Here is a 12,038-nt window from a genome sequence, read left to right as displayed (position 1 = left end):
GATGTTTTTACTCATGTGAATAAAGTAAAACTTTCCTAATCAATGAGACTACATACAAATAAGGAGATAAAAAACCTTGAAGCATAAAAGCCCCAAGGTTTTCTTCTTATTAACTCAATCTAATAATCGTTAAAGTAGCTCCTGGCGTTGCCGTAGATAATGTAGCCAACGCAACTACTCCAAATAATTGTAAGCTAACAGCAGCTCCAGCAGGCAAGCTAGCAATTATCGTTGCACTAAATGAACCAGTAGCCACTGTCGGGGAGTTTATCGTTCCCGCAAGCGGACTGCCATTTACAGTTATACGGGAACTCACAAGTAAACCTGCTGTTAAATTAATTGTATAGGCTATATAATAATTCCCTGCATTCGCAACTGTAAATACAGTATTCCCACCACTAACAGTTATTCCCGGTCCAATATTTTGATTGTTTGGTAACGGAATATTCGTGCCACCTAACAAAACAGAAATAACACTTCCTGATGTATTATTCGCAAACGCGTACGTTGCAGTTGTACTAACCCCGGTCGCTCCTGTTGGACCGGTATCTCCTGTTGTTCCGGTGCTTCCGGTCGGACCTGTACTTCCCGTTGCTCCGGTGCTTCCTGTTGCTCCCGTTTCTCCTGTTGGACCCGTGTTTCCCGTCGCTCCCGTATTTCCTGTTGGACCTGTATTTCCCGTTGCTCCCGTACTTCCTGTTACCCCAGTACTTCCTGTTGCTCCCGTTTCTCCTGTTGGACCCGTGTTTCCCGTTGCTCCGGTGCTTCCTGTTGCTCCCGTATTTCCTGTTGGACCCGTACTTCCTGTCACTCCTGTTTCTCCGGTTGCTCCCGTACTTCCTGTTACCCCAGTACTTCCTGTTGCTCCCGTTTCTCCCGTTGGACCCGTGTTTCCCGTCGCTCCCGTATTTCCGGTTGGACCCGTACTTCCTGTCACTCCCGTTTCTCCTGTTGGACCCGCACTTCCTGTCACTCCCGTGTTTCCGGTTACTCCCGTACTTCCTGTTGGACCCGTGTTTCCCGTCGCTCCCGTATTTCCGGTTGGGCCTGTTACTCCCGTTGAACCCGTGCTTCCCGTTGGGCCTATGCTTCCTGTTGGGCCCGTATCTCCCGTTGCCCCTGTATTTCCTGTTGCTCCTGCACTTCCCTTGGCTCCTGTACTCCCTGTCGGGCCGGTGCTTCCCGTTGAACCCGTGCTTCCTGTTGATCCCGTACTTCCTGTCGGGCCTGTGCTTCCCGTTGGGCCCGTATCTCCTGTCACTCCTGTATTTCCTGTTGGTCCTATACTTCCCGTTGGACCAGTGTTCCCCGTCGATCCGGTACTTCCGGTTGGACCCGTATCTCCCGTTGCCCCTGTATTTCCTGTTACTCCTGTATTTCCTGTTACTCCTGTCGCCCCCGTACTTCCCGTTGATCCTGTGCTTCCTGTTGGGCCCATACTTCCTGTTGGGCCCGTATCTCCCGTTGCCCCTGTATTTCCGGTCGCTCCCGTACTTCCTGTTACTCCCGTTGCTCCCGTGCTTCCCGTTGATCCCATTGAACCCGTGCTTCCTGTTGATCCTGTGCTTCCTGTTGGGCCCGTATCTCCCGTTGCCCCTGTATTTCCTATCGCTCCCGTACTTCCCGTTACTCCTGTATTTCCTGTTGGTCCTGTACTTCCCGTTTCCCCGGTATTTCCTGTTGGTCCTGTACTTCCCGTTTCCCCGGTATTTCCTGTTGGTCCTGTACTTCCGGTCGGGCCCGTATCTCCCGTTGAACCCGTGCTTCCCGTTGATCCTGTGCTTCCTGTTGGGCCCGTATCTCCCGTTGCCCCTGTATTTCCTGTTGCTCCCGTACTTCCCGTTGCTCCCGTATTTCCGGTTGGTCCTGTACTTCCTGTTGGTCCTGTACTTCCGGTCGGGCCCGTATCTCCCGTTGCCCCTGTATTTCCTGTTGCTCCTGCACTTCCCGTTGATCCTGTACTTCCGGTCGGGCCGGTGCTTCCCGTTGGGCCCGTTCCTCCTGTCACTCCTGTCACTCCTGTCACTCCTGTCACTCCTGTATTTCCGGTTGGGCCTGTACTTCCGGTCGGGCCCGTATCTCCCTTTGAACCCGTGCTTCCTGTTGGGCCCATACTTCCGGTTAGGCCCGTATCTCCCGTTGCCCCTGTATTTCCTGTTGCTCCCGTACTTCCCGTTGCTCCCGTACTTCCCGTTGCTCCCGTACTTCCCGTTGCTCCCGTACTTCCCGTTGGACCAGTGTTCCCCGTCGATCCGGTACTTCCCGTTGGACCTGTATCTCCCGTTGATCCCGTGCTTCCGGTTGCCCCAGTATTTCCAATTGATCCGGTACTTCCCGTTGGACCCGTATCTCCCGTTGATCCCGTGCTTCCGGTTGGACCTGTGCTTCCTGTTGATCCCGTATCCCCTGTCACTCCTGTATTTCCTATTGGTCCTGTACTTCCTGTTGGTCCTGTACTCCCCCTTAACCCGGTATTTCCGGTTGGTCCCGTACTTCCCGTTTCCCCGGTATTTCCTGTTAGTCCTGTACTTCCGGTCGGGCCCGTATCTCCCGTTGAACCCGTGCTTCCCGTTGATCCCGTACTCCCCGTCGGCCCTGTCGTCCCTGTCATTCCAGTTGGCACTGGAGGAAAAGTAGGACCAACAAGATCTGGTGATAACTTAAAATTAGAATGTATCGACCTTTTTATTTTTAAATTTTCATCATTTCCTTCCACTACTCCCACCACCTTCAACAGCAAAATACAATTACAAAATATGCTTCACATAAAGTGAAACTTTAATCAGCCCTCACCAATCGAACTTTTATAGGCAGCCCGACCCCCACCTAGCTTCTTTGCTTTCGCTGAATTTTGAGGGGGAATCTTACTGCCCATTAAAGTGGGATAAAAAATCACCTTCTATTTGAATTGTATTTTCCAAAGAGGTTTCCAATACTATTTTTCAAACAATTACTCCGCTTTTCATGCTACATAAGCTCTTCTTACAAATAAAAACTCCCCTATGATTTTAGGGGAGTCCAGCAACTGAATCCATATTATCTGTATTAGGGACAGCTTGTGCTATACCCGATGCATTTACACTTTGCCCCATATTTGTTCCTGTTACAGTACCAGCAGGGGTGCCTCTTGTATATGTTGTCGTCACCGAATCACCCGGCTGTAAACAAAGCTTCGTCTCCGTCCCTATTACTGTAACAACGTCAATCCAAGTGCATCCCATTGAACCACTATACGATTTCGAAGCAGTAAATGACGTATCACTCAAATTATCACCCGTAAATATATTCCCAGTATTATTCACAATAACAAACTCTTTTATATGTGCTGGCATACTAACACTCTACCTTTCCTTTACTAACCCAACGTACGTGTACTCGTTGCTAATGGTGGAAGAAATACTGATGTTCGAATCACCTCTGGTGGCTGCCTTTTTCCATTTAAAAAAATAGCTACACTTGATCCTCCAGCACCCGCATAAGCTTTCGATACAGCAAAAGGCGCGATATTATAACAGTCGCCAACATTAACAGCTCCTGTATTGTTAATAATTTTTACTTTACGCATATTAATCCCCATTTACCTATCCCCCTTTTGTACACTGTATGCAAAAGAAAAAAACTTGAAACAGACTCGTTTCAAGTTTTTTAAACTACTTATTTCGTTTCTCCTTCATATTGAAGCATGCCGCCTACCATGTTCACTGTTTTAAATCCTTGCTCATTTAAATAATGGCATACATTTTCACTGCGCATTCCCGAACGACAAATAAAGATATATTCATTCTCTTTATCAAAGAAATCTACTTTATTTGGGATATCGCCCATTTTAATATGTACAGCTTCTGGAATTTTTCCTGCCGCTACTTCTTCATCTTCCCTTACGTCTACTAAAAATAACGTTTCTCCGTTTTCTAAACGCTCTTGTACTTCTTCTGTAGTAATTGTTTTCACTTCTGTCATATTTCGTTCCTCCTTATATACAATACAAACCTTTAGTTTCTTCCTTGAATAATCATTCCTCATCAATTTTAGCATGCGAAAGAAAGAACGCAAAGAACGGAGAATTTATTTCTCAATTTTCTCGCAAAACTTATTCTTTACAAACATAACTCGTGCATTGTATCCTCAATATACTTGTTTTATGAAGGGAGTCGATTAAAATGACACTTTTTCTTTTCATTATGAGCATTGTGTTCTTACTCGCTGCAATTATTGCACTTAGTATGAAAAATAATAAAAAGATAAAATCACCACAAGAAATGTCATTCTTATTTCTATTACTTAGTATTGCATTCTTCGGTATAGCAATTGCCACATATATTTTCCGCCTACAAATCATGTAAAAAAAGGTGCCTACTACATACATTGCACCTTTTTCACATCATTTATTTTCTACACAAAACTAGATACTTTCCGATTTAAAAACTCATACACTTTCTTTTCAAATAAATGAATATCAAATACTCCCGCCATATGCCCATTTATACTTTCTATCTCATATACTTCTGCATACTTCCCTTGTTTTTGCAATAGGTCTACCATTTTATAATTATAACGTGACGGCTGAAGCAAATCTTGTTTACACGGAATCATAAGTACATTTGCTTCTACATTAGACAGCGCCTCTTCTAAAGACGAAAATCCATGCGCAATGTCATGTAATAAAACTGCTTTCGCAGTGTACATCCACGAATTTGCATCTACTAACTCTATACTTCTATATGTCAATTTATTTATCTCTTTCTCAAATGATGTTAATGAAAAAACCTTTTCATACGGTTCTACTTCTATACTATTACGAGGAAATGTCGTTTCATAAAAATGCTCATCAAACGCGTTCATAAACATCATTCTATTTGCTAACTGAAGCCCCTTCATTGGCTGCTCTTCTCCATATTTCCCGCTCTTCCAACTTGGATCCAGTTGGATAGCCTCAATTGCATTTTGCGCTACATTTACCGACGTAATAATTGGATTTTGTGGGTTCGTAATAACACCAATCATCCGCTCTACCATATGAGGGTAATGAACAGCCCATTGCTGCGCAATCATCCCGCCAGCTGACGGTCCCATTACAGCGTGTAACCTTGTGATTCCCATATCTTTTATTAACTCGCATTGCATACGAGCTACATCAAGAAATGTAAAAACCGGAAAGTCCATCGCATATTCATCTCCAGTTTTCGGATTAATCGATTTCGGTCCCGTTGTAATTACATGAGGGTTCTTCACCTGCACATTACAAAGATTATCAGTGCATATAACAAAGTATTCATTTGTATCAATTGCTTTTCCCGGTCCAATTAAACCATCCCACCAGCCAGACTCCTCATCATGCGCTGTATATTTTCCTGCCGCGTGACTAGTTGCACTAAAATAATGACAAATCAAAATCACATTGGATCTCTCTCTATTTAAAGTACCATACGTCTCATACCCCATTTGAACAGGAATTGTCCTACCATTTTCAAATGTAAACTCCTTTAAAATAAACTTCTCCTTTTTTACAATTTTCACAGACTCGCCCTCTTCTCGTCATAGTATGAACTGCTTACTAAAAGATTTTTTCTATGCAAACCAATCTCCTCCTTCTTTTCATAAATAAATGAATAATATACAAAATTAGCCACAAAATAGCACTATATTACACAATCAAAGAGGGCATACATATGATTTGGAATTGGCTACGTAAGAAAAAAAAATCAAATACAACAGAGAAAAACGAAACAGATAATTCGGAGCAAAAACCTAACAATCAAGAGGATGACAACAAAGAACAGACTAGAAGTACGAAACATAATAAAGGTAACAATAACGAGCAAAAAAAAGAGGAACACAAGGAATCTTCTCAAGATAATCAGCAAAATCAATCGAATCACAATCAGCAACAAAGTGCTAAACAAGATGAATCTTCTCAAGAGCAACAGAAGCATTCTAAGCAAGATGACTCCAATCAAGGGCAACAGAAGCATTCTAAGCAAGATGACTCCAATCAAGGGCAACAGAAGCATTCTAAGCAAGACGACTCCGATCAGGGGCAACAGCAACACTCTAAGCAAGACGACTCCAATCAAGGGCAACAGAAGCATTCTAAGCAAGACGACTCCGATCAGGGGCAACAGCAACACTCTAAGCAAGGCGACTCGAATCAAGGGCAACAGAAGCATTCTAAGCAGAACGACTCCGATCAGGATGATTCATCCCAGGATAAGCAGCAAAGCTCCAAGCAAGATGATTTAGCACAAGATAAACAGCAACACTCTAAACAAGACAACTCAGATCAGGATAAACAGCAAAATTCTAAAGGTAATAGTATTTATGATTTTTCGAAACCAGAAAAAGATCGTATTCATTCTTTACAAGATTTAATAGAAAAACTGAAAAAGTCTAGTGATTTTGTGAATTATCATACATCTGACGATGAAACGATGCCTTATTGGATTTCTTACTATCGTCCTTCACTTGATGGTGAGAAATTGCAAAAGTATTTAATGCCCACTCTTTTAGAACGACCTAACGCATCACTAGAAGAGCTGAAGGAACATATTCCGATGAGCGGCATTACAATTACGAACGATTTACAAAAAATTGAGGACATGGTTTTAAAGGGGCATGCGATTGTTCAAGTAAATCAACAAGATCAAAAATGTATGCTCGCAAATATTGCAATTGATAATTATCGTGCACCAACTCCTCCTTTAAACGAATCAACTGTTATTGGTCCGCAAGAAGGTTTTGTAGAGGATATTGATACAAATATTAATTTAGTTCGAAAACGTCTTCCTGTTTTAGATTTACAAACAAAAGAAATGATTGTCGGTGAATTTTCCAAAACAAAAGTTGTCATGATGTATTTAGACAACCTTGCTGAAAAAGATAATGTTGATTTTCTAGAAGAGTCTTTACGTGCTCTTGAATATGATCAAATTAATGATAGTGCTTATATACAAGAATTGATGGGAGAAAAATCGATTTTCCCTCTCTATATCAATACAGAACGCACTGATAGAGTGACAAAAGCACTAATCGATGGGAAAATCGCTATTTTTGTGGACGGTTCTCCAAGTGTTTTATTAACACCTGTATCCTATTTCGATTTTTTCATTTCACCAGAAGACTACAACGTCTCTTGGCTATACGCTACATTTTCAAGGATTTTACGCCTTATCGCCGTTCTATTCTCGATATGCGCTACACCGTTATACGTTGCAGTTTTAAATTATCATTATGAACTCATTCCGAGTGATTTGCTTGAAACTTTAATTTTATCAAGAGCACAAGTACCATTCCCGCCTTTAATTGAAGCACTCTTTTTAGAACTTGCAATCGACTTACTGAGGGAAGCTGGCGCGAGGTTACCGATGAAAGTTGGTCAAACGCTCGGTATTGTAGGCGGTATCGTAATCGGGCAAGCGTCTGTACAAGCTGGTTTAACGAGTAATATTTTATTAATTATTGTCGCCTTATCAGCACTCGCTTCCTTTATTACACCTATTTATAAAATGGGTAATGCGGTTCGATTACTGCGCTTCCCATTTCTCATATTTGCAGAAATAGGAGGACTTTTCGGGATTTCTCTTGGATTTATCTTCTTATTTACTCATCTATTTAGACTTACTTCCTTACGTAAGCCATACGCTTTGTTTTATCCAACAAGACAACAATCTGTTAAAGATTCTTGGATTCGTTTCCCTTTAACAATGATTGATACACGTGATGTACAAGCAAGGCCACAACATGTAAAAAAATCAGCAAAAGGAATTTCAACGAAACATAGATCGGACTTTGATGATTAAGAAATGAGGTGCATTGGATGAGTAAAGTTCAAGAAAAATATCAAATATCTCCTATCTTTGTTTTCTTCTTAATTCACGGTGCACAGTTTGGAGCTGGCGTTCTTGGCTTCGCTAGAATCATTGCAAAGGCCGCTGGATACGACGGCTGGATGGGCGTTCTAATCACAGGACTCTGTATCCATCTCCTAATATGGATGATGTATTTTTTATTAAAAGAAACAAATGGAAATTTAATTGATTTACAAAGGCAAATGTTTGGAAAGTGGATAGGGAATGTATTTAATATCATCTTTGCAGCTTATTTTTTAATCGTCAGTATTTCGGTTATTCGAACGTATGTTGAAATTATTCAAGTATGGATGTTTCCTACCGCTTCCACTTTTATGTTAACACTCTTTTTGTGCTTAGTTAGCTATTACATTATCTCTTCTGGATTTCGTGTCATTACTGGCATTTGTGTCATCTCTGTTGGTGGTACATTAGGATATTTATTTCTAAGCTTATTCGTTTTGAAATATTCACATTGGGATAATTTACTACCTATATTTACGCATTCTTTTTCAGATATTTTAAAATCTGCTCAACTGTCAATCTACAGTATGACCGGTTTTGAGGTTTATCTCATGGTTTATCCGTTTGTAAAAAAACCTATGCAGTCTCATAAATACGCTCAATACGGGGCACTATTTTCAAATCTTCTATATGTATTTAGCACCCTTTTAGCCTTTGCATTTTTTAGTGAAAAACAATTGTTAAAAACGATATGGCCACAACTTTCTATGACCCAAGTCATTCAATTACCATTTATAGAGAGGCTCGAATATATCGCAATTTCCGCTTATGCACTCGTGATTATTACAAGTTTTATCCTTCCCTTATGGGCAGCAACGAGAGCAACGCATGAAATATTTCGTGTCAAACAAAGAGGTGTTTTAATTGCTTTTATCTTTATCACTCTCATTGTTTCACAACTTTTAACAAACAGACATGATATTAATAATTTTATTAGTAATGCAGCAAAAGTTAGTTTTTGGCTCATTTATGTATACATCCCAATCCTATTTATTATTGTGTGGGTGAAAAGAAAATGGAAAAAATCAAAAGCACAAGCAAATTAATACTTCTTTCTTGTATAACACTTTTTAGTTTAACTGGATGTTTACAAAAAAATATTATCGACGATGTACAGCTGATTCAAGGAACAGTTTTTGATACAGCAAAAGATAATAAAGTAAAAGTAACATTCGTTTGTCCGATTCAGAAAAAGGGAAATAAAGTTCAAGTTTTTGAAGGAACTGCAAATGCGGTAAAACAAGTAAAAGCAAACACATCTTTAGAGTCTTCTCAACCATTTGCTAGCGGACAAATGCGTGTTGCTCTATATACGATAAAACTTGCGAAGAAAGGAATGTCTACCTCATTCGATACATTACTTCGAGATGTAAACATAGGGAATGCTTTATATGTTGGTTTATTAGAGGGTAATGGTACTGAACTTTTAAAAGGCAAATATTCGACTTCATACAACGTTGCAATTTATATAAAAAAAATGCTAGAACATAATATGGAGACTGGTCCTTTACCAACGGATAACCTGCATGTAGGAGCATTCCGTTATTATCAAGAAGGGCAAGACTACTATATTCCAATTTTAAAGAAACATGGTGATAAAATAAAAATTAACGGAATTGGTCTTTTTAAAAAGGATAAATATATTGGTAAAATTGCAGAAAAAGATATGTTCATCTTTAAAGGACTATTAGAGAAACATAAATTAGATTCACATGAATTCAAAACAGATTCTGCATACGTAATGATTAATAATATTCGTTCTATTCCAACTTACGATATAAAAATAAAAAACGGGAAGCCTTCTTTTTTCATTCACGTTCATCTTGATGCACGTATCCAAGAACTATCAAAACAAATTAACTTAGAAAATAATAAGAACACAAAAAACATTGAAAAAGATGTCCAAAGACAATTAAATATACAAGCTGCTAAATTAATTAAGCAGTTTAAATCTTTAGGTGTTGATCCTCTCGGGCTAGGAGCTAGGTATAAGCAACATTATCGTCCATTCAAATTAGAAGAATGGAGACAAATGTATAAAGATGTTCCAGTTACTATAAAATACACCGTAAATATTACAAATTCTGGTGTAATTGAATGAGAAATGATTGAACTCCTCTCTCCAGCATGATACAACGGAAAGAGGAGTTTTTATTTTAGATAGAGAGAGAGAAGATATTTATGGGGGAGCTTATGTCTAAAAAATTAGTAAAGCCTATTTTAAATGGTATTTTATTTCTCGGCGTCTTTTTATTTGCTCATACATATTTAAAAAATGTTTCCTTCACACGTTATTTACTTGTCGTTATACCAATGTTGCTCGTTGGTATGTTTGGCATCGACCTTATTTTATCCATTTTAATAAAAGAAGAAAAATAACGAGCAGGGCCGTCCCAAAAATATTCCGGGATGGCTTTCTTTTATTAATGGATTATGTTTTGTCGTTTAGTCGATATAATATTTCCCTATCTTAACTAAAAGATACAACTTTTAAACAGTCCCTTTTCATTTCATAATCACCCTATGTTACAATGAGATTCGGACAAAGCGAGAAAGGATGAAACAACATGACAAACGAAAAAGGTTTAGATAAAGGGTACGAACTTGTTGCGAAAATGCATGAAGTATTCGGACATCCAGTGACAAACACTCCAACAAAATTAACAGAAGAACGTGCAAAAATCCGTGCAAGTTTTATGCAAGAAGAGCTAGAAGAATTTCTAGAAGCAACGACTGTTGAAGATCAATACGATGCACTAATTGACCTTATTTACTTTGCATTCGGCACGTTTGCCGAAATGGGCGTACGTCCTGATAAAGGATTCGAAATTGTAAATAACGCAAACATGGCAAAACTATTCCCGGACGGGAAACCCCGATTCCGCGAAGGCGACGGCAAAATTCTAAAACCTGAAGGCTGGCAAGCACCAGAACCACAACTTCGTGCTGAAATCGAACGTCAACGCCAAGAAGCTGAAAAAAACTGCTAGGAAATCCTAGCAGTTTTTTATTATGTCTTTTTTTCTGCCATTCATTAATGACCCACGTGTCCAGCATGCCCTGCTGCTCCACCAATGCTAGCTGCTCCCGCCGCTGCCCCTGCTCCTCCTGCCCCAATTCCACCTGTCCAAGGAGAAGATTGTTGTTGATACTGTTGGTGTTGTTGGTGTTGTTGGCCTTGGTAACCTTGATGACCTTGGTGACCTTGGTGACCTTGGTGACCTTGATGGCCGTGGTGTCCATGTTGACCTTGGTGACCTTGGTGACCTTGATGGTGATGGTGTCCATGTTGACCTTGATGACCTTGGTGGCCTTGATGATGATGTCCATGTTGACCTTGGTGAGTTTGATAAAGAACAGCCTGCGGATGTATATGATGGTGTCCGTGGTGATGTACTTGTTGTTGATGGTGTCCATGTTGACCTTGGTGACCTTGGTGGTGATGGTGTCCATGATGACCATGGTGACCTTGGTGGTGATGGTGTCCATGATGACCTTGGTGACCTTGGTGGTGATGGTGTCCATGATGACCATGGTGACCTTGGTGGTGATGGTGTCCATGATGACCTTGATGGTGGTGTCCGTGATGATCATGAACAACTTGCGGAAAACCACCTATCCCTCCTGCCACAACACCTACTCCTGGTACCGGAAATCCTGTTTGTACGCCTCCAACGAAAGATGGAAATGCAGTTGGTACGCCTACTGGTACTCCTCCCGCTGCTCCGCCTACAAATGTTGGGATTCCTGTTTGCACTCCGGCTACCGATGATGGAAATCCTCCTGTTAATGTTGGAATTCCTGTTTGTACACCAGCTACTGATGTGGAAAATCCTCCAGGTGTTCCGCCCATCCAGCTCGGAATTCCACCGTATCCTTGTTGGCCAGCTCCTCCCATTAACATCATTTGTTCATAACTATCTGATCCACCTCCGAAAAATCCGTGTGGTGCATTATTGTCCATCCCTTTCATTCCTTTCACCTCTTCTACTCAATTTAGCCTACCTTTTTTATCATATTTCCTATAGAAAAATAGGTGTTTGTCTGTATTGGAATTCCGCTCTTTTATTTGTACGTAGTGGAATAATTGAAAACTTAGACTAAGGTGATTCAGAAATTATTTTCTACACAAAAAAGCTCAGAGCATAAATACTCTGAGCTTTTATTTAG

General features: G+C 40.5%; 12 protein-coding genes. 6 read left to right on the top strand and 6 right to left on the bottom strand.

The window, feature by feature from the left end:
- Positions 1 to 109: 109 nt before the first annotated feature.
- The 4 genes from RCJ96_RS00880 to RCJ96_RS00865 form a co-directional block, all read right to left on the bottom strand.
- Complete coding sequence (locus RCJ96_RS00880; RefSeq protein ID WP_446699741.1) at positions 110 to 2,413, bottom strand: beta strand repeat-containing protein; 2,304 nt, start codon at positions 2,411 to 2,413, stop codon at positions 110 to 112.
- A 595-nt stretch (positions 2,414 to 3,008) separates the two neighbouring features.
- Entirely contained in the window at positions 3,009 to 3,332 is a 324-nt protein-coding gene (locus tag RCJ96_RS00875) for a hypothetical protein (RefSeq protein WP_001110853.1), read from the bottom strand.
- A gap of 23 nt (positions 3,333 to 3,355) precedes the next feature.
- Complete coding sequence (locus tag RCJ96_RS00870; RefSeq protein ID WP_074610782.1) at positions 3,356 to 3,577, bottom strand: spore germination protein; 222 nt, start codon at positions 3,575 to 3,577, stop codon at positions 3,356 to 3,358.
- Between the two features lie 77 nt (positions 3,578 to 3,654).
- The gene (locus RCJ96_RS00865; protein ID WP_000141212.1) at positions 3,655 to 3,960 is read right to left on the bottom strand and encodes a rhodanese-like domain-containing protein; all 306 of its coding nucleotides are present in this window, start codon (positions 3,958 to 3,960) and stop codon (positions 3,655 to 3,657) included.
- A gap of 200 nt (positions 3,961 to 4,160) precedes the next feature.
- Here RCJ96_RS00865 and RCJ96_RS00860 point away from each other — a divergent pair, with 200 nt between their 5' ends.
- A complete protein-coding gene (locus tag RCJ96_RS00860; RefSeq protein ID WP_000171893.1) occupies positions 4,161 to 4,343 on the top strand; it encodes a hypothetical protein in 183 nt (60 codons plus the stop codon).
- Positions 4,344 to 4,392: 49 nt separating this feature from the next.
- Here RCJ96_RS00860 and RCJ96_RS00855 read toward each other — a convergent pair whose 3' ends face one another.
- Positions 4,393 to 5,517 (bottom strand): alpha/beta fold hydrolase, encoded by a 1,125-nt coding sequence (locus tag RCJ96_RS00855; RefSeq protein WP_416504758.1) that lies wholly within the window; start codon positions 5,515 to 5,517, stop codon positions 4,393 to 4,395.
- 152 nt (positions 5,518 to 5,669) lie between these two features.
- On the opposite strand from RCJ96_RS00855, the gene RCJ96_RS00850 reads away from it, so the two are divergent.
- The 5 genes from RCJ96_RS00850 (at position 5,670) to RCJ96_RS00830 (ending at position 10,858) form a co-directional block, all read left to right on the top strand.
- Entirely contained in the window at positions 5,670 to 7,796 is a 2,127-nt protein-coding gene (locus RCJ96_RS00850) for a spore germination protein (protein ID WP_416504759.1), read from the top strand.
- A 17-nt stretch (positions 7,797 to 7,813) separates the two neighbouring features.
- A complete protein-coding gene (locus RCJ96_RS00845; RefSeq protein ID WP_074610789.1) occupies positions 7,814 to 8,914 on the top strand; it encodes a spore germination protein in 1,101 nt (366 codons plus the stop codon).
- On the top strand, positions 8,884 to 9,969 hold the full coding sequence (locus tag RCJ96_RS00840; protein ID WP_074610791.1) for a Ger(x)C family spore germination protein: 1,086 nt from the start codon (positions 8,884 to 8,886) through the stop codon (positions 9,967 to 9,969). The genes RCJ96_RS00845 and RCJ96_RS00840 overlap by 31 nt, the downstream gene beginning before the upstream one ends.
- A 92-nt stretch (positions 9,970 to 10,061) precedes the next feature.
- Complete coding sequence (locus RCJ96_RS00835; RefSeq protein WP_000038782.1) at positions 10,062 to 10,247, top strand: hypothetical protein; 186 nt, start codon at positions 10,062 to 10,064, stop codon at positions 10,245 to 10,247.
- A 188-nt stretch (positions 10,248 to 10,435) separates the two neighbouring features.
- Positions 10,436 to 10,858, top strand: a complete 423-nt coding sequence (locus RCJ96_RS00830; RefSeq protein ID WP_000180554.1) for a hypothetical protein — start codon at positions 10,436 to 10,438, stop codon at positions 10,856 to 10,858.
- 44 nt (positions 10,859 to 10,902) lie between these two features.
- Here the strand turns inward: RCJ96_RS00830 and RCJ96_RS00825 are convergent, their stop codons facing one another.
- Positions 10,903 to 11,841 (bottom strand): hypothetical protein, encoded by a 939-nt coding sequence (locus tag RCJ96_RS00825; protein ID WP_446699713.1) that lies wholly within the window; start codon positions 11,839 to 11,841, stop codon positions 10,903 to 10,905.
- Positions 11,842 to 12,038 lie beyond the last annotated feature (197 nt).

This window comes from Bacillus sp. BSL6 (assembly GCF_052928345.1).
This window is presented reverse-complemented; position numbering and strand designations above follow the sequence as displayed.

What these genes read in the sequence shown, in the direction of transcription:
- RCJ96_RS00860 (WP_000171893.1), top strand. Translation starts at nt 4,161, where the DNA reads ATGACACTTTTTCTTTTCATTATGAGCATTGTGTTCTTACTCGCTGCA.
- RCJ96_RS00875 (WP_001110853.1), bottom strand. Translation starts at nt 3,332, where the DNA reads ATGCCAGCACATATAAAAGAGTTTGTTATTGTGAATAATACTGGGAAT.
- RCJ96_RS00850 (WP_416504759.1), top strand. Translation starts at nt 5,670, where the DNA reads ATGATTTGGAATTGGCTACGTAAGAAAAAAAAATCAAATACAACAGAG.
- RCJ96_RS00865 (WP_000141212.1), bottom strand. Translation starts at nt 3,960, where the DNA reads ATGACAGAAGTGAAAACAATTACTACAGAAGAAGTACAAGAGCGTTTA.
- RCJ96_RS00870 (WP_074610782.1), bottom strand. Translation starts at nt 3,577, where the DNA reads ATGGGGATTAATATGCGTAAAGTAAAAATTATTAACAATACAGGAGCT.
- RCJ96_RS00830 (WP_000180554.1), top strand. Translation starts at nt 10,436, where the DNA reads ATGACAAACGAAAAAGGTTTAGATAAAGGGTACGAACTTGTTGCGAAA.
- RCJ96_RS00835 (WP_000038782.1), top strand. Translation starts at nt 10,062, where the DNA reads ATGTCTAAAAAATTAGTAAAGCCTATTTTAAATGGTATTTTATTTCTC.
- RCJ96_RS00840 (WP_074610791.1), top strand. Translation starts at nt 8,884, where the DNA reads ATGGAAAAAATCAAAAGCACAAGCAAATTAATACTTCTTTCTTGTATA.
- RCJ96_RS00825 (WP_446699713.1), bottom strand. Translation starts at nt 11,841, where the DNA reads ATGAAAGGGATGGACAATAATGCACCACACGGATTTTTCGGAGGTGGA.
- RCJ96_RS00845 (WP_074610789.1), top strand. Translation starts at nt 7,814, where the DNA reads ATGAGTAAAGTTCAAGAAAAATATCAAATATCTCCTATCTTTGTTTTC.